Source organism: Luteibacter aegosomaticola, assembly GCF_023078475.1.
In the GTDB taxonomy this organism is placed as follows: Bacteria; Pseudomonadota; Gammaproteobacteria; order Xanthomonadales; family Rhodanobacteraceae; genus Luteibacter; species Luteibacter aegosomaticola.
Genome location: NZ_CP095741.1, coordinates 1,695,252 through 1,714,924, shown reverse-complemented (window position 1 = coordinate 1,714,924; position 19,673 = coordinate 1,695,252). Strand labels below are relative to the sequence as shown.

Annotated in this window: 17 protein-coding genes, 2 tRNA genes and 1 pseudogene; 10 read left to right on the top strand and 10 right to left on the bottom strand. The window is 64.7% G+C overall.

The window, feature by feature from the left end; translation table 11 throughout:
* Positions 1 to 140 precede the first annotated feature (140 nt).
* Positions 141 to 929, top strand: a complete 789-nt coding sequence (locus L2Y96_RS07510; RefSeq protein ID WP_247334926.1) for a response regulator — start codon at positions 141 to 143, stop codon at positions 927 to 929.
* On the opposite strand, the gene L2Y96_RS07505 is transcribed toward L2Y96_RS07510, so the two are convergent.
* Together L2Y96_RS07505 and hisS are read right to left on the bottom strand one after the other, a co-directional pair.
* Positions 926 to 2,824 (bottom strand): HAL/PAL/TAL family ammonia-lyase, encoded by a 1,899-nt coding sequence (locus L2Y96_RS07505; RefSeq protein WP_247334923.1) that lies wholly within the window; start codon positions 2,822 to 2,824, stop codon positions 926 to 928. The genes L2Y96_RS07510 and L2Y96_RS07505 overlap by 4 nt on opposite strands.
* Positions 2,825 to 2,894: 70 nt before the next feature.
* The gene (gene hisS / locus L2Y96_RS07500; RefSeq protein WP_247334914.1) at positions 2,895 to 4,283 is read right to left on the bottom strand and encodes a histidine--tRNA ligase; all 1,389 of its coding nucleotides are present in this window, start codon (positions 4,281 to 4,283) and stop codon (positions 2,895 to 2,897) included.
* Positions 4,284 to 4,433: 150 nt separating this feature from the next.
* Here hisS and L2Y96_RS07495 point away from each other — a divergent pair.
* Positions 4,434 to 4,510 (top strand) — tRNA-Pro (locus tag L2Y96_RS07495).
* 66 nt (positions 4,511 to 4,576) lie between these two features.
* Here L2Y96_RS07495 and L2Y96_RS07490 read toward each other — a convergent pair.
* The 8 genes from L2Y96_RS07490 to L2Y96_RS07455 form a co-directional block, all read right to left on the bottom strand.
* Entirely contained in the window at positions 4,577 to 4,981 is a 405-nt protein-coding gene (locus L2Y96_RS07490; RefSeq protein WP_247334911.1) for a globin family protein, read from the bottom strand.
* A 144-nt stretch (positions 4,982 to 5,125) separates the two neighbouring features.
* Positions 5,126 to 6,064, bottom strand: coding sequence for a hypothetical protein (locus tag L2Y96_RS07485; protein WP_247334908.1), 939 nt, complete (start codon positions 6,062 to 6,064; stop codon positions 5,126 to 5,128).
* A 298-nt stretch (positions 6,065 to 6,362) separates the two neighbouring features.
* Positions 6,363 to 6,455, bottom strand: a tRNA-Ser gene (locus L2Y96_RS07480).
* A gap of 73 nt (positions 6,456 to 6,528) precedes the next feature.
* Positions 6,529 to 6,732, bottom strand: a complete 204-nt coding sequence (gene csrA, locus L2Y96_RS07475) for a carbon storage regulator CsrA (protein ID WP_247334906.1) — start codon at positions 6,730 to 6,732, stop codon at positions 6,529 to 6,531.
* A 302-nt stretch (positions 6,733 to 7,034) separates the two neighbouring features.
* Positions 7,035 to 9,668 carry an alanine--tRNA ligase gene (gene alaS / locus L2Y96_RS07470; RefSeq protein ID WP_247334903.1) on the bottom strand — a complete coding sequence of 878 codons (2,634 nt, stop codon included), beginning with the start codon at positions 9,666 to 9,668 and terminating at the stop codon, positions 7,035 to 7,037.
* Between the two features lie 69 nt (positions 9,669 to 9,737).
* Entirely contained in the window at positions 9,738 to 10,232 is a 495-nt protein-coding gene (locus L2Y96_RS07465) for a regulatory protein RecX (RefSeq protein WP_247334894.1), read from the bottom strand.
* The gene (gene recA / locus L2Y96_RS07460; RefSeq protein WP_247334891.1) at positions 10,210 to 11,250 is read right to left on the bottom strand and encodes a recombinase RecA; all 1,041 of its coding nucleotides are present in this window, start codon (positions 11,248 to 11,250) and stop codon (positions 10,210 to 10,212) included. Before recA ends, L2Y96_RS07465 begins: the two co-directional genes overlap by 23 nt.
* A 100-nt stretch (positions 11,251 to 11,350) precedes the next feature.
* Positions 11,351 to 11,857: a CinA family protein gene (locus tag L2Y96_RS07455; RefSeq protein ID WP_247334888.1), complete on the bottom strand. Its 507-nt coding sequence runs from the start codon at positions 11,855 to 11,857 to the stop codon at positions 11,351 to 11,353.
* Positions 11,858 to 12,853: 996 nt separating this feature from the next.
* Between L2Y96_RS07455 and L2Y96_RS07450 the strand changes: the two genes are divergently transcribed.
* The 8 genes and pseudogenes from L2Y96_RS07450 (at position 12,854) to L2Y96_RS07415 (ending at position 19,659) form a co-directional block, all read left to right on the top strand.
* On the top strand, positions 12,854 to 13,384 hold the full coding sequence (locus L2Y96_RS07450; RefSeq protein WP_247334885.1) for a toxin co-regulated pilus biosynthesis Q family protein: 531 nt from the start codon (positions 12,854 to 12,856) through the stop codon (positions 13,382 to 13,384).
* A gap of 23 nt (positions 13,385 to 13,407) precedes the next feature.
* Positions 13,408 to 14,433 (top strand): VirB8 family type IV secretion system protein, encoded by a 1,026-nt coding sequence (locus L2Y96_RS07445; RefSeq protein WP_247334883.1) that lies wholly within the window; start codon positions 13,408 to 13,410, stop codon positions 14,431 to 14,433.
* 62 nt (positions 14,434 to 14,495) lie between these two features.
* On the top strand, positions 14,496 to 15,254 hold the full coding sequence (locus tag L2Y96_RS07440) for a TrbG/VirB9 family P-type conjugative transfer protein (RefSeq protein ID WP_247336962.1): 759 nt from the start codon (positions 14,496 to 14,498) through the stop codon (positions 15,252 to 15,254).
* Positions 15,251 to 16,504 carry a TrbI/VirB10 family protein gene (locus tag L2Y96_RS07435; RefSeq protein ID WP_247334880.1) on the top strand — a complete coding sequence of 418 codons (1,254 nt, stop codon included), beginning with the start codon at positions 15,251 to 15,253 and terminating at the stop codon, positions 16,502 to 16,504. Before L2Y96_RS07440 ends, L2Y96_RS07435 begins: the two co-directional genes overlap by 4 nt.
* A gap of 7 nt (positions 16,505 to 16,511) precedes the next feature.
* Entirely contained in the window at positions 16,512 to 17,549 is a 1,038-nt protein-coding gene (gene virB11, locus L2Y96_RS07430) for a P-type DNA transfer ATPase VirB11 (RefSeq protein WP_247334873.1), read from the top strand.
* A gap of 51 nt (positions 17,550 to 17,600) precedes the next feature.
* Positions 17,601 to 18,089: pseudogene (locus L2Y96_RS07425) on the top strand (lytic transglycosylase domain-containing protein); the annotation flags it as partial.
* Positions 18,090 to 18,923: 834 nt separating this feature from the next.
* On the top strand, positions 18,924 to 19,358 hold the full coding sequence (locus tag L2Y96_RS07420) for a TrbC/VirB2 family protein (protein WP_247334870.1): 435 nt from the start codon (positions 18,924 to 18,926) through the stop codon (positions 19,356 to 19,358).
* Entirely contained in the window at positions 19,351 to 19,659 is a 309-nt protein-coding gene (locus L2Y96_RS07415; protein ID WP_247334868.1) for a VirB3 family type IV secretion system protein, read from the top strand. Before L2Y96_RS07420 ends, L2Y96_RS07415 begins: the two co-directional genes overlap by 8 nt.
* The last annotated feature ends 14 nt before the right edge of the window (positions 19,660 to 19,673 follow it).

The window sequence follows — 19,673 nt, the reverse complement described above, 5'->3', positions numbered from 1 at the left end:
GCCCATTGTAGGCCGACAACTACACGGTGGCAACCAGGGTCGGAATTCGCCGACAGAAGATTGCGCTTTTGTTCCATATACCGCGCGGCACCGGGTCGCCAAGATGGTGGGCACATCCCCTGGAGATATGAGCCGTACGCATGACGAGCCCCGTTGTCATCGCCGACGACCAGCCGGTCGTGGTCGCCGGTGTCGAAGCCGCCCTCAAGAAACACCTCTACACGGTCGTTGCGACCGTCAACGACACCGATACCCTCCTCCAGACCCTGACCGAGGTCGATTGCGAGGTACTGATCGTCGATCCCTTCATGCCCGATGGCACACACCCCGATAGCGTGGGCCTGGTACGGCGTATCCGCGCCCTGCGCCCGGATATCGGCATCGTGGTCATGAGCCGGCTCGGCAACCTGCCCGCCCTGAGGCACATGCTCGATATCGGTGTGGCCGCCCTGTTCGATAAGAGCGCGAGCCTGCGCGGCATCACCATGGCGGTGCACGCGGCCAGCATCGGGCGCGCGTTCCTGAGCCCCGCGGTGCGCCGGGCGTTTCGCGATATGGATCGCGTCGATGCGGAAGACGGGCCCTCGCGGCAGCTGACCCCACGCGAGGTGGATGTGCTCCGTGCCTATGCGCGCGGACTCTCCCTGGCCGAGGTCGGCCAGCTGATGACGCGCAGCATCAAGACCATTAGCCGGCAGAAGCGCTCAGCCATGGCCAAGCTGGGGCTACGCAACGATGCGCAGCTCTACCAGTACCTGGCCAACGTGCGCTCGGGCCTTATCGAATGCGTGATCCCGCCACTGCAGGATGGCGAACCGACCGCGCCTGACGAGCCGGTGGAAGACGACGAAAACGACGAGGCCTACGTGGAAACCAAGAAGCGCCCGCGCACGGCGCGCCATCGCGCGCCGGCGGATGAACCCGCTTAGGCGACGCCTGCGACCAGGCGGCCGGAAGCGACCAGCTCACACATGAGGCGCACCTCGCCATCCATCGCGCGGTCGCGCTGCATGAAGGCGATCTGCTCGCGCAACGTGGCAAGCGCCTCGCGCACGGCGACACCGCCGTGGAAGTCCTCGGCGCTGGCGAGCGCATCCATCAGCGCGCGCACTTCCTTTTCGAACTGCGGGTAATGCGGCGAATCCGTGCGCGGCGCGCCAGCGATCTTCGCAGCGAGCGCCTGCCAATCGCCACGCTTGGAGAGCGTGCGCGCGGCGTTGAGCATGTCCTGACGGTATTCCAGCGCCTGCGCCGCGGTGTACAGCTCCATCGCGAGGACGTGACCGAGATCTTCGGTCATCTCCAGCACGTGACGGGCTTCGTTCGCGCCCATGGAAACGTGGTCTTCGGCGTTCGCACTGGTCGGCACGGAATACACCGACGCCGGATGCGCGCGCGTCGCCAGGTCGTTCACCAGCGCGGCGGCGGTGTACTGCACGATCATGAAGCCGGAATCGGTGGCATCTTCGTTGCCGATCAGGAACGCCGGCAAGCCGTCGTTATTGGCCGGATCCACCAGCTTGGCGGTGCGGCGCTCCGAGATCGAGGCAAGCACCGGGATCGCCGCCTTCACGTAGCTCATGGCCAGCGCGAGCGGCATGCCGTGGAAGTGGCCCGCGGAGATCACCTGGTCTTCGATCACCTCGGCGTTTTCCGCATCCGGGAACACCAGCGGGTTATCGGTCACCGCGTTGAGTTCCACATCGAACACGCGGCAGGCCTGCTCCCACGCATCGCGCACCGCACCGTGCACCTGCGGTGCGCAACGCAGGCAGTAAGCGTCCTGCGGCTGATGCTTCTTGCCGCCCTTGAACGGGAGGAAGCGCGAGTAGAACGCCTCCTTGCCGTGGCGCTGCGTGGCAGGCACCCAGTCCCAACCGATATCGAAGCGGTACGCCTGCTCCGCCGGTTCCGACCACGAATCGGACAGCCACGGACGGAAGCGCGGCACCAGGTGGTAGGCGATATCCGCGAGCGTGGAGCCTTCGAGCAGGCGGCGGAACTCAATGGCCGACGCGACCTGGCCTGGATGCGGACGCAGGGCGTGCACTTCTTCCGCGTACGCGCCGGTGCGGCCAGCGAACGCGTCGAGCGTCATGGCCAGCGCGAGGTCGGCGGTCTTGATCAGGGTTTCGAGCGAGGCCAGCGCCAGCACGCCGGTCGCGAGCATCTGCGTGGTGCCGTTGTTCAGCGCCAGACCTTCCTTGAACGAAAGACGCACCGGCTCCAGGCCCGCGCGCTTCAGCGCCTCGGCGCCCGGGATGCGCTCGCCTTCGTAGAAGGCTTCACCGCCACCCAGCAGCACGATGGCCAGGTGCGAGAGCGGCGCGAGATCGCCGCTGGCGCCCACCGAGCCCTTCTCGGGAATGACGGGAATGACGTTGCGGTTGAGCAGTTCAGCCAGGGCGCGGAGCGTGTCCACACGGATGCCCGAATGGCCGCGCATCAGCGTGTTCACGCGAATGGCGAGCATCGCGCGGACCACGTCGACCGAGAACGGCTTACCCACGCACACGGCGTGGGTGATGATCAGGTTGTGCTGCAGCTCTTCCATCAGCGTGCCATCGCGCGCTTCCGGGTTGCCGCCCGGCAGCTCGTCGCGCACGCGGTGCGCACCCAGCAGCTTGTCGGCGTTGCTGCCGAAGCCCGTGGTCACGCCATAGATCGGCTCACCACCACCCACCTTCTCCGCGAGGAAATCCGCGGCGCGCTTCACCTTGACCAGCTGCTTCTCATCGAGGGTGATGGAGGCGCCCTGGCGGGCGATGGCGACAACCTGGGCGCGCGTGAGGCTACGGCCGTCGAGAAGGATGCTGCTGGTCATGGCGAACTACCGTGAGATGAGCGGGGGTTAGGGGGTGGCTTTTGTAGAAGCGCGCTCCTACAGATTTTGCTTAGCGGCCGATTTCGGCCTGGGCCAGCTCGACGCGCAGGGTCTTCACCAGATCCGCGCGCGAGACTTCGAACTGATCTTCGCGGCGCAGGTCCTTCACCGTGACCACGCCCTTGGCGATTTCATCCTCGCCGAGCACGATCACGAAACGGATGCCTGCACGGTCGGCGTACTTGAACTGCTTGCCGAGCTTGCCACCCTCCAGCACCACCTCGGTGGCGATGCCGGCAGTGCGCAGCTCGTTCGCGACAGCGAGGTATGCCGGCATCTGCGCGGCATCCATCTGGGTCACGAGCACGTCCACCGTGCTCTGCGCGGTGGACACGAGGCCCGCATCGCGCAGCTGCCAGTACAGGCGGGTCAGGCCAATCGAAATACCGACGCCCGGCAGGTGCGACTTGGTGTACTGGCCAGCCAGGTTCTCGTAACGGCCGCCCGAACACACCGAGCCGATGGCCAGGTGATCGTTGAGCGTGGTCTCGTACACGGTGCCCGTGTAGTAGTCGAGGCCGCGCGCGATCGAAAGATTGAGCGCAAAGTGCGTCTCGGGCACGCCGAAATCGCGGATGAGCGCCAGCACTTCCTTCAGCTCGGCCTTGCCCTGCTCGAAGGTTTCCGAGCCGGAGCCCAGGGCGTCGAGCTTGGCGAACGCATCGTCCACGCCGGTCGAACGCACCTGCACGAACGCGAGGATTTTCTCAGCGACATCCGCCGACAGGCCGAAGGCTTCGCCGGTGAGCGTATCGCGGACGTAGTCCGGGCCGCGCTTGTCGAGCTTGTCCACTTCGCGCAGCACGAGCATCTGCTGCTCGGCATCGGCCACGCCCAGGTTCTCGAAGTAACCGCGCATGAGCTTGCGGTTATTGAGCTGGATGGTGAACGCGCCGATGTTGAGCTCGCGGAACACGCTGTAGATGACGGCCGGGATCTCGGCGTCGTAGCGGACCGACAGCGAATCCTTGCCGACCACGTCGATATCGCACTGGTAGAACTCGCGGAAGCGGCCGCGCTGGGCACGCTCACCGCGGTACACGCGCTGCATCTGGTAGCGACGGAACGGGAAGCTCAGGTCGTGCTCGTGCTCGGCCACGTAGCGGGCGAGCGGCACGGTGAGGTCGAAGCGCAGCGCCAGCTCGGGCACCGCGCCCTGCTCCTTGTCGGTCGCGTTGAGCGAGCCGGTGGACTGCACGAAGTAGACCTGGCGCTCGGTCTCGCCGCCGGTCTTGGTCAGCAGGACGTCGCTATGCTCGATGACCGGCGTTTCGATGGGCAGGAAACCGAACCGCTCGTAGTTGCGGCGGATGGTATCCAGCATGCGCTGGAACGCGATCTGGTCGAGCGGCAGGAGCTCGAGGACACCAGGCATCGTGCGGGCCGGGGTGAGTGCCATGCAAATCCTCTTCGGGCAGTACGTGGGGCGCCAAGCGGCAGCCCCATAGAGTACCAGATGGCTACGGACGGCCCGGCAGGCGCCCTGTAAAAAAATTGAGACGAAGTGTTGCTAACCGGATCGGTCATGGCTAATATACGCGGCTCCCGTCGGGGTGTAGCTCAGCCTGGTAGAGCGCTACGTTCGGGACGTAGAAGTCGCAGGTTCGAATCCTGTCTCCCCGACCAATCGTTTCATCGAAAACACCGGCCACTGGCCGGTGTTTTTGTTTGTGCGTAGGAAAAAAAGCGGCGTCAGAACGCCGCCGCAAACGCCCAGGTGACCTTACCCATGGCCTCTCGCCAGCGGGCCTCCAGTTCCGGCGTCAGTTGGTCATCACGTTCGCGAATGGCCTGCAGCAGGCTGTCGAGCCACATGTCATGGAATTCCGGCGGGACGGGCGCCCTGCCCGTCCGCGCATGGACGCGGATCATCTCCTCGACCGGGCGCTTGGCCATGCCATCACCCGCCGCCCAGGAGATCGCCAGGCTGATCCCGCGACGCAAGGCCATGTGCTGCTTCTGGAAATCGGTTTTCGCGAAGATCGGCGGGATCCTGGGGTCGCGCGCGAGAAGGATCTCGTAGAAACGCTCAATGAAACCGCGCGAGCGAAGGCACCGGCCGTAGCTGGTGTGGAGGTCGTTGTAACCGATGGACATGGACGCGCCTGTTGGCTGGCAAAAGGCCCAGCGTAGGCAGGTAGCACGTGCGACCGGTTGCGCCCGATCAAGTTTAGGTAGCGCACAAGCGGAAAAACAAAACGCCCCTTGCGGGGCGTTCTGTGGAACCGGCGCGTCTCACGCTCAGTTAGCCTGGCGGCAATCCTTGAGGTGGATACCCGACAGGTTGATGCTGTCCACGGTGCCTTCGAGTTTGGCGAAGTCGTGGATACGCAGCATCGTGACCAGCGGAAGCTGATCCTTGGCCATGGCGCAAATCACGGTGAACTGGCTGTTGTTCATGTCGTCATCCTGACGGACGCTCAGAAGACCCCGGGTCTTCGTCACCAGCCATGCCACCTCGCCCACACCGCTGTACTGGTTGATCGAGGCCGTATACACCTCGCCATCGATCCGGTACTTACGGCCAACGTACTTCGCAACCAACGGCGCAAACATCGCGTCGCGATCACGCATGGTGTCCGGGCTGGTACGGGTACCCAGGAGCAGATCCTTGAACGAACCGGAATTCATCGCATTGGAAAGCTTCTTGGCTTCCTTACCCAGGCGCTCCGACAGCTCGACGGCCGTCGTGTCGGTCATGCGATTCGCATCGGACTTGCTGTGAGCCTCGGCAGCGATTGCCTCGCCTTCCTTACCTGGCTTGATCTTGCCGAGCATCCCGCACAGGTACTGCTTGCCGGCCTCGGTATCCATCTTCTGGCCACGGGCCAGCTTGGTGGCGAGGCCCACGGTGCCGTCAGGGCTGGCCGTGAAGGTCACGACCACCGGCGGATTGCTTGAGTCCTGTACCAGGTAGACCTGGCCGTCCTTGCCGTTCATCGCGTCGGCGCCGACGACGAATTTCTCATCCAGGCCGTACTGGCGGATCTGGCCCAGTGCGCTATCGATGCTGAGGCCCGGTACCGTGCGCTCGGCAAGGAAGGCGAGACCGTTACGGGGATCGCCAATGGTCTTGAACGATTCCTCGCAGGTCGCTGCCTGCGTAACGAACGAAGAGAACAACAGCGCCACGCCCGCGGACGCGATCAACGCCTTGCGGCGGCTACGAAAACGAACCATTTCCTATGCTCCATGTGATCCAGAATTGCGCACAGCGGGCCGCGACCGCTCCTGTCCACGGCGATCGTAGTGAAGTCGATCACGGGTGCCCCCTCTCGCAAGAATACGAGGGGTATTCCGACACATGCAAGGTTGGCGCCTGCCGCAACGTGCGATACGGGGCAGCCTATAGTGGTGAACTGTGCGGTAGCTCACTTTCGATCGCGTTGCGCGAATCGAACGCCTGGAGCCGCCGATGGACCGGTCATGCACTGGGCCCACAAACGCAAAACGCCCCTTCCGGGGCGTCTTGCGTAACTGGCGGAGAGTGAGGGATTCGAACCCTCGATAAGGCTTTTGACCCTATACTCCCTTAGCAGGGGAGCCCCTTCGGCCTCTCGGGCAACTCTCCATTTTGATCGCTCTAGGCAGGTGCCCGAACGAGCCAGCAAGGATACTGATCCTTGCGTCGCCCGTAAAGCTTTTTACTGGTCGTGGTCGTCGCCCGAATGGCCGGCGGGATCGTTCTCGTTCTTGATGCGCTGGTAAATCTCTTCGCGATGGACCGCGACGTTCTTCGGCGCGTTGATACCGATACGCACCTGGTTACCTTTGACACCCAGAACAGTGACCGTCACCTCGTCACCGATCATCAGGGTTTCACCGACCCGGCGGGTCAGAATCAGCATGATTGATACTCCATAAAATCAGGTATTGGCTTCCCCACCGGCAACAACTCACCCCGAGTCTTGCCGCCGATGGATTGACTTCTCGACCATCGAAGGCCGATCTGCCTTCCCCGGCTTGTTGTTTGCGTGTCGCTAACCAGCTGTCCTGCCTACGTCGACCCGACTGAGCGATGCCGAAAATTGCGTTTCGGCATTCGGATCATACTAGCTGAGCCAATCAGGCTGGTGCAACGCAGGATCGGCTGAAACGGTTGACCGGGGCGCCTTTACGGCACCCCGCCGCTGGGGCAGCCGGGGTTCGTTCAGCGAAGTTTGCCCTCGACCCAAGCCGGGATGCCCGCCAGGATGCCGGGCAACGCGGGGCTATCCACGCCACCGCCCTGCGCCATATCCGGGCGGCCGCCGCCCTTGCCATCGATCTTCGAGGCCACTTCGGCCACCAGGTCGCCTGCCTTGACCCGGCCCAGCGCGGCGCCACCGACGCCCGCCACGAGCGAAACGCGGCCATCGGCCGCACCGGCCAGGATCACCGCGCAGTCGCCTAGTTTCTGCTTAAGCACGTCCAGGCTGTCACGCAGCGACTTGGCGTCCAGGCCCTCCAGGCGCGCGGCCACCACCTTGATGCCGGCCACATCCGTGGCCGCTTCCATCAGGTCGGCCGAGGCGGAGCTGGCCGCCTTGGCCTTGAAGGATTCGACCTCTTTTTCGAGTTTCTTCTGCTTATCGAAGAGCTGGCGCAGTTTCTCGACCACGTCGTCGCCGCTGGCGGCGAGCAGGCCGGAGACTTCGCCCAGGATGCGCTCTTCATCCGCCACGCGCGCCATGGCGCCCGCGCCGGTCACGGCTTCGATACGACGCACGCCGGCCGCCACGCCCGATTCGGAGACGATCTTGAACAGGCCGATATCGCCTGTGCGGGTCACGTGGGTTCCGCCGCAGAGTTCGGTGGAGAAATCGCCCATCTTCAGGACGCGCACTTCCGCGCCGTACTTCTCACCGAACAGCGCCATGGCGCCGAACTCGATGGCTTCGTCGTAGCCCATGTGGTGCACGTCGGCGGACGCGTTGCGGCGCACTTCGTCATTCACCATGCGCTCGATCTCGGCCAGCTCCTCGCCGGTCATCGGCTTGAAGTGCGAGAAGTCGAAACGCAGACGCTCCGGTGCGACCAGCGAGCCCTTCTGGGTCACGTGGTCGCCCAGCACGGTGCGCAGCGCAGCGTGCAGCAGGTGGGTGGCCGAGTGGTTCAGCACGGTGGCCTGGCGCTGGGCGCCATCCACCGAGGCACCGACCACGGCACCCTTGAGCAGCGGCGCGGAGCCCTGCCAAGTGCCGAAGTGGGCGAAGAACGCACCGCCGACCTTCTGGGTGTCTTCCACCGCGAGGGCGCCCGACGGGTTGCGGATCATGCCGGTGTCGCCCACCTGGCCGCCCGACTCGGCGTAGAACGGCGTGCGGTCGAGCAGGAGGAAGCCCTCTTCGCCATCGGCGAGCTGGTCCACGGCCTTGCCGTCACGGACGATCGCAACGACCTTGGCATCGGCCAGGTCGAGCGCGTCGTAACCGGTGAAGATGGTCGGCTGCAGCGCGCTGGCCACTTCGGCCGGCAGCTGCGCCTTGGTCGAGAAGTTGCTGGCGGCACGGGCGCGCGCACGCTGCTCGCCCATCGCACGCTCGAAGCCTTCCATATCCACCGTCATATCGCGCTCGCGAGCGATATCGGCGGTGAGGTCGACCGGGAAACCGTAGGTGTCGTAGAGGCGGAACGCATCGGCGCCCGGGATGATCTTGCCGGACTTCGACGCGATGTCGTCGAACAGGCGCATGCCGTGCTCGAGCGTTTCGCCGAAGCGCTCTTCTTCCACCTTGAGCGCCTGCTCGACGAACGTGCGCTTCGCGGCAATCTCCGGGTAAGCCTCGCCCATCTCTTCCACCAGCGGCGCGACCATCTTCCAGAAGAAGTCGCCGCGCACGCCGAGCATCCAACCGTGGCGCAGCGCGCGACGGATGATGCGGCGGAGCACGTAGCCACGGCCTTCGTTCGACGGCAGCACGCCATCGACGATAAGGAACGACGCGGCGCGGATGTGATCGGCGATGACGCGCAGCGACTTGTTGCCGAGGTCCGCGGTGTTGGTGAGGCGCGAGGCTTCACGAATCAGGTGTGCGAACAGATCGATCTCGTAGTTCGAATGCACGTGCTGCAGCACGGCCGCCAGGCGCTCCAGGCCCATGCCGGTATCGACGCACGGCGCCGGCAGCGGGCTGAGCGTGCCATCGGGCGCGCGATCGAACTGCATGAACACGAGGTTCCAGATTTCGATGTAGCGGTCGCCATCTTCATCCGGCGAACCGGGCGGGCCACCAGCCACGTCCGGACCGTGGTCGTAGAAGATTTCCGTGCAGGGGCCGCAGGGGCCGGTGTCGGCCATCTGCCAGAAGTTGTCCGATGCGTACGGCGCGCCCTTGTTGTCACCGATGCGCACGATGCGATCAGCGGGGACGCCCATCTCCTTGTTCCACAGGTCGTACGCCTCGTCATCCGTGTGGTACACGGTGACCCACAGGCGCTCGGCCGGCAGCTTGTAGACCTCGGTGAGCAGCTCCCACGCGTAGCGGATGGCATCGCGCTTGAAGTAATCGCCGAACGACCAGTTGCCCAGCATTTCGAAGAAGGTGTGGTGGCGGGCGGTGTAGCCCACCTGGTCCAGGTCGTTGTGCTTGCCACCGGCACGCAGGCAGCGCTGCACGTCGGCCGCACGGACGTAGCCCGGCTTTTCGCTGCCGAGGAACACGTTCTTGAAGGGGACCATGCCCGAGTTGGTGAACAGGAGCGTGGGGTCGTTCGAAGGCACCAGCGATGCCGACGGCACGATGGTGTGGTCCTTGGCGCGGAAGTAATCCAGGAAGGTCGAACGGATTTGGGCGGTTTTCATGAGCGATCGTGGCTTGGGGCTGCGAGGATCGCGAAAGGCGCCCAGTCACGGAATCAAGGCGCGTTGCCTTCAGTCGTCGTCGGGGTCTTCCGCTTCGGCGTGGGTTAGAACACGTACTGTGGCGGCGGCGAAGCCGCGACGCAAGAGGAATTGCGCCCGCTTCTGCCTCTCGGCCGGGTCAGCGGAGGGCGATCCGTAGCGTCGGCGCAGCTGGCTGGCCGCCATATCGTCCCAATCGACGTCGGCGGATTCCAGCAGGGAGCGGACCGTGGCGTCCGGAATGCCCTGGCTGCGCAGCTCCGCCCGGATGCGGGCGGGGCCGTACCCCTGCCCTACGCGGCTGCGCAGCAGGGATTCGGCGAAACGGCTGTCATCCTGGTAGCCATGGTCGCCCAGGCGCTCCACGGCGGTGGCCGTTTCGTCACGCGAAAACCCACCGCGCCCCAGCTTTTGCTGGAGTTCGCGGCGGGAGTGTTCGCGCCGGGCCAGAAGGCCCAGCGCCTTGTCGTACGCGGTGCGGGTGGGAGCACCCGCACCGGGCTCACGCTTCTTCTTCGACCTCATCGGCCTCGGCCTTGGCCGCGGCCGGGCCCGGCTTCACCAGGAGGCGAGCGCGCAGCTCGGCGTCCACTTCGTTGGCGATGGCCGGGTTATCACGCAGGAACTGGCGGACGTTTTCCTTGCCCTGGCCGATGCGATCGCCCTTGTAGCTGTACCAGGCGCCCGACTTGTCGATCAGGTTCTCGCGCACGCCCAGTTCGATGATTTCGCCTTCGCGCGAGGTGCCCTCGCCGTAGAGGATCTCGAACTCGGTCTGGCGGAACGGCGGCGCCACCTTGTTCTTGACGACCTTGACGCGGGTCTCCGAACCGATGACTTCCTCGCCCTTCTTCACCGCGCCGATGCGGCGGATGTCGAGGCGGACCGAGGCGTAGAACTTGAGCGCGTTACCACCGGTGGTGGTTTCCGGGCTGCCGAACATCACGCCGATCTTCATACGGATCTGGTTGATGAAGATGACCAGGCAGTTCGACTTCTTGATGTTGGCGGTGAGCTTGCGCAGCGCCTGGCTCATGAGGCGGGCGTGCAGGCCGACGTGGGAATCACCCATCTCGCCTTCGATTTCGGCCTTGGGCGTCAGGGCGGCGACCGAGTCGACCACCACCATGTCCACGGCGCCCGAGCGCACGAGCATGTCGGCGATTTCGAGGGCCTGCTCACCGGTATCCGGCTGGCTGACCAGCAGGTCGGCCACGTTCACGCCGAGCTTTTCGGCGTAGGTCGGGTCGAGCGCGTGCTCGGCGTCGACGAACGCGGCGGTGCCGCCGTTGCGCTGGCAGGACGCGATGGCCTGCAGGGTGAGCGTGGTCTTACCGGACGATTCCGGACCATAGATCTCAACGATACGACCGCGCGGCAGGCCGCCGATGCCGAGGGCGATGTCCAGGCCCAGGGAGCCGGTGGAGACGGTGTCGATCTGGTCGTCCACGCGGTCGCCAAGACGCATGACGGCACCCTTGCCGAACTGCTTTTCAATCTGGCCGAGGGCACTAGCCAGCGCCTTGCGCTTATTGTCGTCCATCGTAGTTTCCGGTGTGCTTGTGTATAGGTAGGTATCTTGCCGGACCGGGGTCTCAGGGACTGCGATCCGTCAACGACTGATTTTGCCACAGCTGGCCGGGTTACCCGTTCAGCTCGGTGACTATTCCAGCCAAAGCCGCGGCCACCGTCTGTCGGCGAACAGCCTCGCGGTCACCAGCAAAATGGTAGACGGTGGCGTGGGCGTATCCCCCGCGGCGCTTCCAGCCGATCCATACCGTGCCCACCGGCTTGTCCGCCGTGCCGCCCGACGGTCCGGCGATACCGGTAACGGCCACGGCCACGCCGGCGGCATAACGGGCCAGCGCACCTGAGACCATCTCGAGCACCGTCTCCTCGCTCACGGCGCCGGTGCGCTCGAGCGTCCGCGGGTTCACCCCGAGCAAGGCTTCCTTCGCGCTATAGCTATAGGTGACCACGCCCGCCTCGAACCAGGCCGAGCTGCCGGCCAGGTCGGTGAGCGCCTTGGAGATCCAGCCGCCAGTGCACGATTCGGCGGTGGCGACCATCACGCGCTTCTCCAGCGCAGCGGTGGCCACCTGCTGCGCGAGCACGTTGAGCGCCGCGTCGTTATAGGAGTGGGAATCCATCAGGGGTCCTGGGGGAGTAAAGACGACGGTTCTACCCTGCCCCGGCGGCTCTGTCGATCCGGATGTAGGGCTTTTCTGACGCTACGACGCGGGCGGCGCCCAATTGCGCAACTACGGCGAGACCTCCAATGTGGCGATTCGCACGTTCTGCTCGCCAAGGTGCGGCCCTGCGCCGCCCGTGGCAACCCGCAGCCTTTTGCGAACCCGTAAAGAATAAGGAGTGCCACCCATGGAAGGCCGCGACACCCCCGCAACCGGCCCCCCCCCCACGCAACCCGACACACGCCACGTGTGCACGAAGGAATGTGCTTCACACTTTCTTCAACACGCTCCCATTACAAAGCGCACCCGCCGGCACGATGTGCGCTGCGTCACACAAAGCGTTGGTCACACCATGACCAACCACCACGCTTCATCGGCAGCAATGCAGGTTGTCAACTTTTCGTCTTGGGTTTTGTGGTTTAATAAACGTACGCAGCCGCATGGTTGCATGCGCAACCATGTTCTTCGTGTTTTTTCCGTGAATTGCGTCACTTTATTGCTTATCGAAGTTGCTGGTCATTTGCACGTTCATGAGCTATTTTTTTGACGTGGGCTCCACGCTCACACGATGAAGGGGGAACACCCGCGTACATGATCGCGACGAGTTGATGTCGAGTACATCAGCGCGCGCGTCTTATGCGGTGTCCGCTTCGCGACATCGATTGGCAGGGCGGCAGTCTCGCCCGGAACAGGAAGTTTGAATGGATAGCTTGCACGAAGCGCGGGGAGCCGTTCTCCCACGCATGTACGGACAACCAGGGGCAGGACTCCACGTAACGCCTCCCATCCCGGGGTCGCGCGGACCAGAGCGTGCACGTTTTCGTGCGCCCGGCCGCAGTTACTTGCCGATTACGCATAACTGAACTTGCCAGGCCCCAGGCCTGACGCGAGGCGGATAACTGCGTCCGCCGTTCAACTCATTGTTATTGTTTTTCAACAAGTTATGAGCGAAACGTGAAAATAGGCCATACCAACCTCGCCGCGATTGGCATCATAGTGGTGTTTTCGTTAGCCCTTACGGGTTGCGCAACCCCGCCCGCCCGCGACTTCGGCGGCTCCTGGAAGCCCGTCAACCACTTCGATAAGAAGACCACCGAGATTCCACTCGCGGTGCCGTACACGTATTACGCGGCTCCCATGGATGGCACGCTGAAGACCATGCTGACCCGGTGGACCACCGATAACGGCATGAAGCTGCAGTACAAGCTGCGCTCGGACTTCACGCTGACCACCGCCGCCTCGGCCATCCACACCTCCGAGCTTCGCGATGCCGCATCGCAGCTCAGCACGATCTACGCACCGCAGGGTGTCGCCATCGTGGTGAACGGGCCCGACCTGGTCGTCGACGAAATCAGCACGATCGCCCCGCCAGCACCTGCGGCGCCCGTTGCGCCGGCTGCCGTGCCTGAAGCGCCGCCGCAGGCCAACACGCCTGCACCGCCGGCGCCCACCGAACCCGTGGCCGCTAACGCGGCTACGAACTAAGCACGTGACGAGGCAGGCGCCACATGCTTAATAAAAAGAACTCACCGAAGATCGACCAGGCCGTCGCGCAGGGCGTCAACTTCGAAGTCACCATCGCGGACCATGCGCGTCGCAGCGAAAAGCGCGCATGGATCGTCGCGTTCTGCTCCGTCGGCGTATCGCTGATGCTGGGCGCGGGTTACCTCGTGATGCTGCCGCTGAAGGAGAAGGAGCCGTACATCGTATTGGCCGACGCCTACTCCGGTACCAGCCAGCTCTCGCGCCTTACGGATGATGTGATCAACCGCCAGATCACCGCGAGCGAAGCGGTCAACCGCAGCAACGTCGCGCACTTCATCATCGCGCGTGAGTCGTACGACCTCGCGCTGACGAACATGCGCGACTGGCCGACCGTGCTCACGATGGCCGCGCCGCAGGTGGCCACGCCGTACATGGCACTGCACTCGCAGCAGAACCCGGAGCGCCCATACAACCTGTATGGCCGCACCAAGGCCGTGCGCGTGAAGATCCTCAGCATCGTGCTCGTCGGCGGCGCCAACGGCACCACGCCGAAGGGTGCCACGGTGCGTTTCCAGCGCACGGTGTACGACAAGTCCTCCGGTGCCACGGTGCCGCTCGATAGCAAGATCGCCACGATGGAGTTCGTCTACAAGCCGAACCTCCGCATGGATGACCAGAACCGCGTCGAGAACCCGCTCGGCTTCCAGGTCACCAGCTACCGCGTGGATAACGACTACGGCTCTGCACCGCCGGTGGAAGTGCCCACCAATGCGCCGGCGCAGCCTGCCGCGCAGGCACCGGCGGCCGCCGCGCCTGCCGCACCGGGTGTCGATCCCTCCGATATGCCGGCAGCGATCCCGCTGGCACCGGATGCCGGCCCCGCGGGCGGCGCACCGCAGCAGGCCGTGGGTATCCCGCCGTCTCCCCTCCCCGCCGAAACCGGCGCACCCATGGCTCCGGCCGGGGCCGCTCCGCAGACGGTGCCGTCTAACGCCGCACCTGCGGCCCGTGCCACCCCGCAAAGCGCCGCCAACGGAGGGCGCCGTTGATGAACCGATCCGTCAAGCTCAGCCTTGCCCTCGCCTTGTCCGTCGCAGTCACGGGCACGGCCATGGCAGCAGGCGCCGATACCCACCCGCCCGCGCCGCTCATCCCGGCCACGCCCGCGAGCGCGCCCATGGCGCCGATGCAGGTGTACGAATACCAGCCTGATCGCATCTACCAGGTCCGCACCGGCCTTGGTATCACCACGCAGATCGAGCTCAGCCCGAACGAGAAGATCCTCGATTACAGCACCGGCTTCAGCACGGGCTGGGATCTGAACCGCCGCGAGAACGTCTTCTATGTGAAGCCGAAGAACGTGGACGTCGATACGAACATGATGATTCGTACCGCGACGCACTCGTACATCTTCGAACTGAAAGTCGTCGCCACGGATTGGAAGACGCTCGACCAGGCCCGCCGCGCAGGCGTGCAGTACAAGATCACCTTCTCCTACCCCTCCGACACCAGCTTCATGTCGGAATCGAAGAAGGTGAAGGACACGCCGGAGCTCGATACCACTCTGGTGAAGGGTCGCGACTACAACTTCGATTACGACTTCTCGAAGACCCGAAAGACAGCGCCGTGGCTCGTGCCGACCACCGTCTATGACGATGGCCGCTTCACGTACATCACGATGCCCGACCTCAAGCAGTTCCCGACGGGCAACTTCCCGACGGTGTACATGCGCGAGAAAGAACATGGAGAGGACTCGGTGGTGAACACGACCGTGGAGGGCAACACCATCGTTGTCCACGGCACTTATCCCTACCTTGTTATTCGTCACGACAGCAACGTCGTGGGTCTGCGAAGGAACACCAAGAAGTGAGCCCGAACACGCCACACCATCCGGACGACGAGTCCAACGGCAGCTACACGCCGAACGAAAACAACGGCAGCCAGCATGATCCGCTGGCGGGCAACCCGTACTCCAGCCAGCAGCGCCATGCGCCGCAGCCGGACCTGGATGCCGCTGCCCCCTCGCTGGCATCGAACGACCTGCGCCGCATGAACCGCCGCGCGCTCGGCTTCCTGGGCGCCATTGTGCTTCTGCTGCTGGGCGTCGGTTTCTGGCTGCTCAGCTCCAGTGGTAGCAGCACGCCGCCGCCGAAGCCGCGCGAGGAAACCGTCAACGTACCCACGCCGATGGCCCCGCCGCTGCCGCCCGAACAGGCCGCTCCGCAGCCGCAGGCAGCGATCCCGCTGCAGCCGCCGCCGCCGTTGCCGACGCCGGAACAGCTGCGCCCCGCTGATATGCCCACGCCTGAGCGCGGCCCCACCCTGCTCGAGCGTCGTATCGCTTCGGCCAACGAAGGCACCACGGCCGTCGGTAACGGCGCACCGGCACAGCCGGGCGTCACCGGCCCGTTCGGTGGCATGTTCGGCCAGCCGGCCGCCCCGGCACCGGCCGCACCACGCATGAGCGCCATGGGCAATATCGCCTACGGCGGCGCGCAGCTGCCCGAGGTCTCCAGCGCCGAGCCGCTGCAGCACCCGGATACGCTGATGCTGCGTGGCACGTTCATCCGCTGCGTGCTCGAGACCCGCATCATCACCGACATCCCGGGCTTCACCTCCTGCGTCGTGACCGAACCGGTGTACTCGTTCACCGGCAAGCGCCTGCTGCTGCCGAAGGGCTCGAAGGTGATGGGCAAGTACGAGATGGAACCGAGCGGCCCGCGCGTGGCCGTGATCTGGGACCGTATCGTCACCCCGACCGGTATCGACGTGAACATGGCCAGCCCGGGCGTGGATACGCTTGGCGGTGCCGGCCACCCGGGTTACTACAACGCCCACTGGGGTAGCCGCATCGGTGCGGCCCTGCTGATCAGCATGCTCAGCGACGCGTTCAAGTACGAAGCGGCAGAACATGGCCCGCGCCAGACCACCGTCAGCAATGGCGTGGTTACGCAGACCCCGTTCGAGAGCAACACCGCCGATACGATCCAGCAGATCGCCAACCAGGCCGTGCAGCGCGCTGCGAACCGCCCGGCTACGGTGACGATCAACCAGGGTACCGTCCTCGCCATCTACGTGGCGCGTGACGTGGACTTCTCCGGCGTGGTCGCAAGGTACTGAGGCACGCATGGAAAGCGCACTCGCCGCCGTCGGTAACGACTTCCTGGACTACCAGTACGAAGTGCTGGGCGTAAAGGATTTCCTTGCCGAGCCGGACGTCACTGAAATCTGCATCAACCGTCCCGGCGAGCTCTACCTCGAGCGCCGTGGCGGCTGGCAGCGCGTGGATGTGCCCTCGCTCACCTTCGAGCGGGCACGCCAGTTCTGCACGGCCGTCGTCAACGAAAGCAACACCGGCCAGCGCATCACGGATGTGGATCCCGTGGTGTCGCTGACCTTCCCCACCGGCCAGCGCGCGCAGTTCGTCATTCCGCCTGCGTGCGAGGCCGGACGGGTATCGATCACGATCCGCCTCCCGTCGAAGCAGACCCGCACCCTCGCGCAGTACCACGAGGACGGCTTCTTCAACGAGATCCTGGAAGGCGCCAACGCCATCAGCGCGGCCGACCAGGAACTGCTCGACCTGCGTGCCGAGCGCCGCTATGCGGATTTCTTCCGCCAGGCGGTGCTGAGCAAGAAGAACATCGTGGTCGCCGGTGCCACCGGTAGCGGCAAGACCACCTTCATGAAATCGCTGGTGAACCACATCCCTCAGGAAGAGCGGCTGGTCACCATCGAGGACGCCCGCGAGCTGTTCATCGACCAGCCCAACGTCGTCCACCTGCTCTATTCCAAGGGCGGGCAGAGCCAGAGCAACGTCACCGCGAAAAGCTGCATGGAAGCCTGCCTGCGCATGAAGCCGGACAGGATCATCCTCGCGGAGCTTCGTGGCGACGAATCGTTCTACTTCATCCGTAACTGCGCCTCCGGCCACCCGGGCTCCATCACCAGCTGCCACGCCGGCAGCGTGGAGCAGACCTGGGACCAGCTGGCGCTGATGGTCAAGGCATCCACGGAAGGTGCCGGACTCGAGTTCAGCACGATCAAGCGGCTCCTGATGCTCACCATCGACATCGTGGTGCACATCAAGGCGCATGCGGGCCGGCGCTATATCACCGGTATCGACTTCAACCCGGCCCGCGCGCTGAGTGCGGACGGGGGGTAACACTCGAAAACATCAGGTCATGAGACAGGAGTTGTAAAGGTGCTACCAGGACTGGAAATGATGGGTTGCCAAAACCTCGCCGTACCGGCGGAGGTGATGCAGCACGTCGTCAACGTGGAGTCTAGCCAGAACCGTTACGCGATCGGCGTAGTCGGCGGCCAGCTCGTGCGCCAGCCGCAGAACCTCGGCGAAGCCGTGGCGACGGTGCGCATGCTGGAAGACAAGGGCTACAACTACTCGCTCGGCGTCGCGCAGATCAATCGCAACAACCTCGGCAAGTACGGCCTCGATAGCTACGAAAAGGCCTTCGAAGTCTGCCCTAACCTTTCGGCAGGCTCGCAGATCCTTGCCCAGTGTTACGCCAGTGCCAGCCGCGACTGGGGCAAGGCGTTCAGCTGTTACTACTCCGGCAATTTCACCACCGGCTACCGCGACGGCTACGTCCAGAAGATCTACGCCTCCATCGCGCGCAGCTCGCTCGGAGGCGCACAGGCGATTCCGCTACAAGGCGCGAAGGTGCCGGTGAAGGTCGTGAGCGTCGGCAAGGGTGTGACCGGCGTGACCACGGATAGCCCCGGCTACCGCGTGGCCATGCGCAGCGTGCTGGATGCCGCTGCCTCTGCCTTGATCTCCCCCGCCGCCGCCGCCGATGCACCGCCCAGCCGCACGCAGCCCATCCAGCAGGCAGCGCAAGCTCCGCAGCTACAGCAGATGCAGCTGGCCCAGGCCCAGGTAAACCAGGCGCAGCAGATCCAGGCCCTGCAACAGCAACTGCTCCAGGCCCAGCAGGCGCAAGCCGCGCAGATGCAGGCCGCACAGCAGATGCAGGCGCAACAGGCGTATGCACCGCAGGGTTATGCACCGGGCACGGGGTTGCCGGGTGCCCAGCCCATCACCAACCCCGCGCTCGTCGCCACGCCGCAGGCCGCGCCCGGCCGCATCGCGACGGACGCTGCAACGGCAGCAGCCATGGCCCAGGTGGGCATGCAGCTTCCGCAAAACCTACCGGCTCCGCAGGCCGGCCGGATCGCTACCGATCCCGGCACCGCCGCGGTGATGTCACAGATCGGCGTTTCCGCCGCCTCGCCGCTGGGCAATGCGCCCGCGGGTGGCAGCGGCGTTTTCGAACCCGCGGTGCATGGTCCGAACGACCCACCACCCGGCACGCAACAGGCCCCGACCCAACCGGGTGTGGACCACGCCGATCTCCGCCAGGCACCGCAGGATGATGCCTTTGTCTTTTAGGAATTGCAGGCCCTGCACGGATGGATCCGGGCAGGCCGCGGCACCACCGGTTGCAGGATCGCAGCCACTTTAACCTCGGCCGTGAACCGGCCTCACCCTGTCTGAAAACGTTGAATGAAGGAATCCACGATGTCCCTGCCCTCCCTTAGCAAAGCCATTGCCACCACCAAGAACCCGCTGCTGACGACGGCACTGGCGTTCCTCTTCGTCGCCCTCGCCTTCGTGCCGGAGATCGCCCTTGCCCAGGTCAGCGATACCCAGGACAAGGTTTGCGGCTTCTTCGGCGGTATCAACACCATCCTCAACGCCGCGTCGATCGTGGTCGTGACCGTGGCCGTGATCTTCTCGGGCTACCAGATTGCCTTCGCCCACAAGCGCATCTCCGACGTGACCCCGCCGCTGCTCGGTGGCGTGCTGATCGGTGCCGCCGCACAGATCGCCAAGATGGTCGTGCAGGGTAAAGACGGCAGCGGCACCTCGGCCGCCGGTGGTTCGTGCTCGTCGACCGGCTTCCTGATGGACGCCGCGAACGCTGCGATGCACCTGCTGCACTTCCATGCATAAGAACCCGTTGTTCCGGGGTTCCACGCGGCCGCCCATGTTCATGGGCGTGCCGTATGTGCCGTTCTTCATCGGTGCAGGTTCCGGCTTGTTGATGGCCATGTACTTCAACATGTGGTTCCTGCTGATGATCCCCGCGGTGATCTTCGTGATGCGCCAGATGGCGCGTCGCGACGAGCTGATCTTCCGGCTGCTGGGCTTGCGCCTGCAGTTCAAGACCCGCGTGCGGAACGTCCCCGACCACGAAGGCATGTGGGTGTTCACCCCGAACAACTACCGCGATCCCAAGTCGTACAAGAAGTAAGCAGGACAGACGCC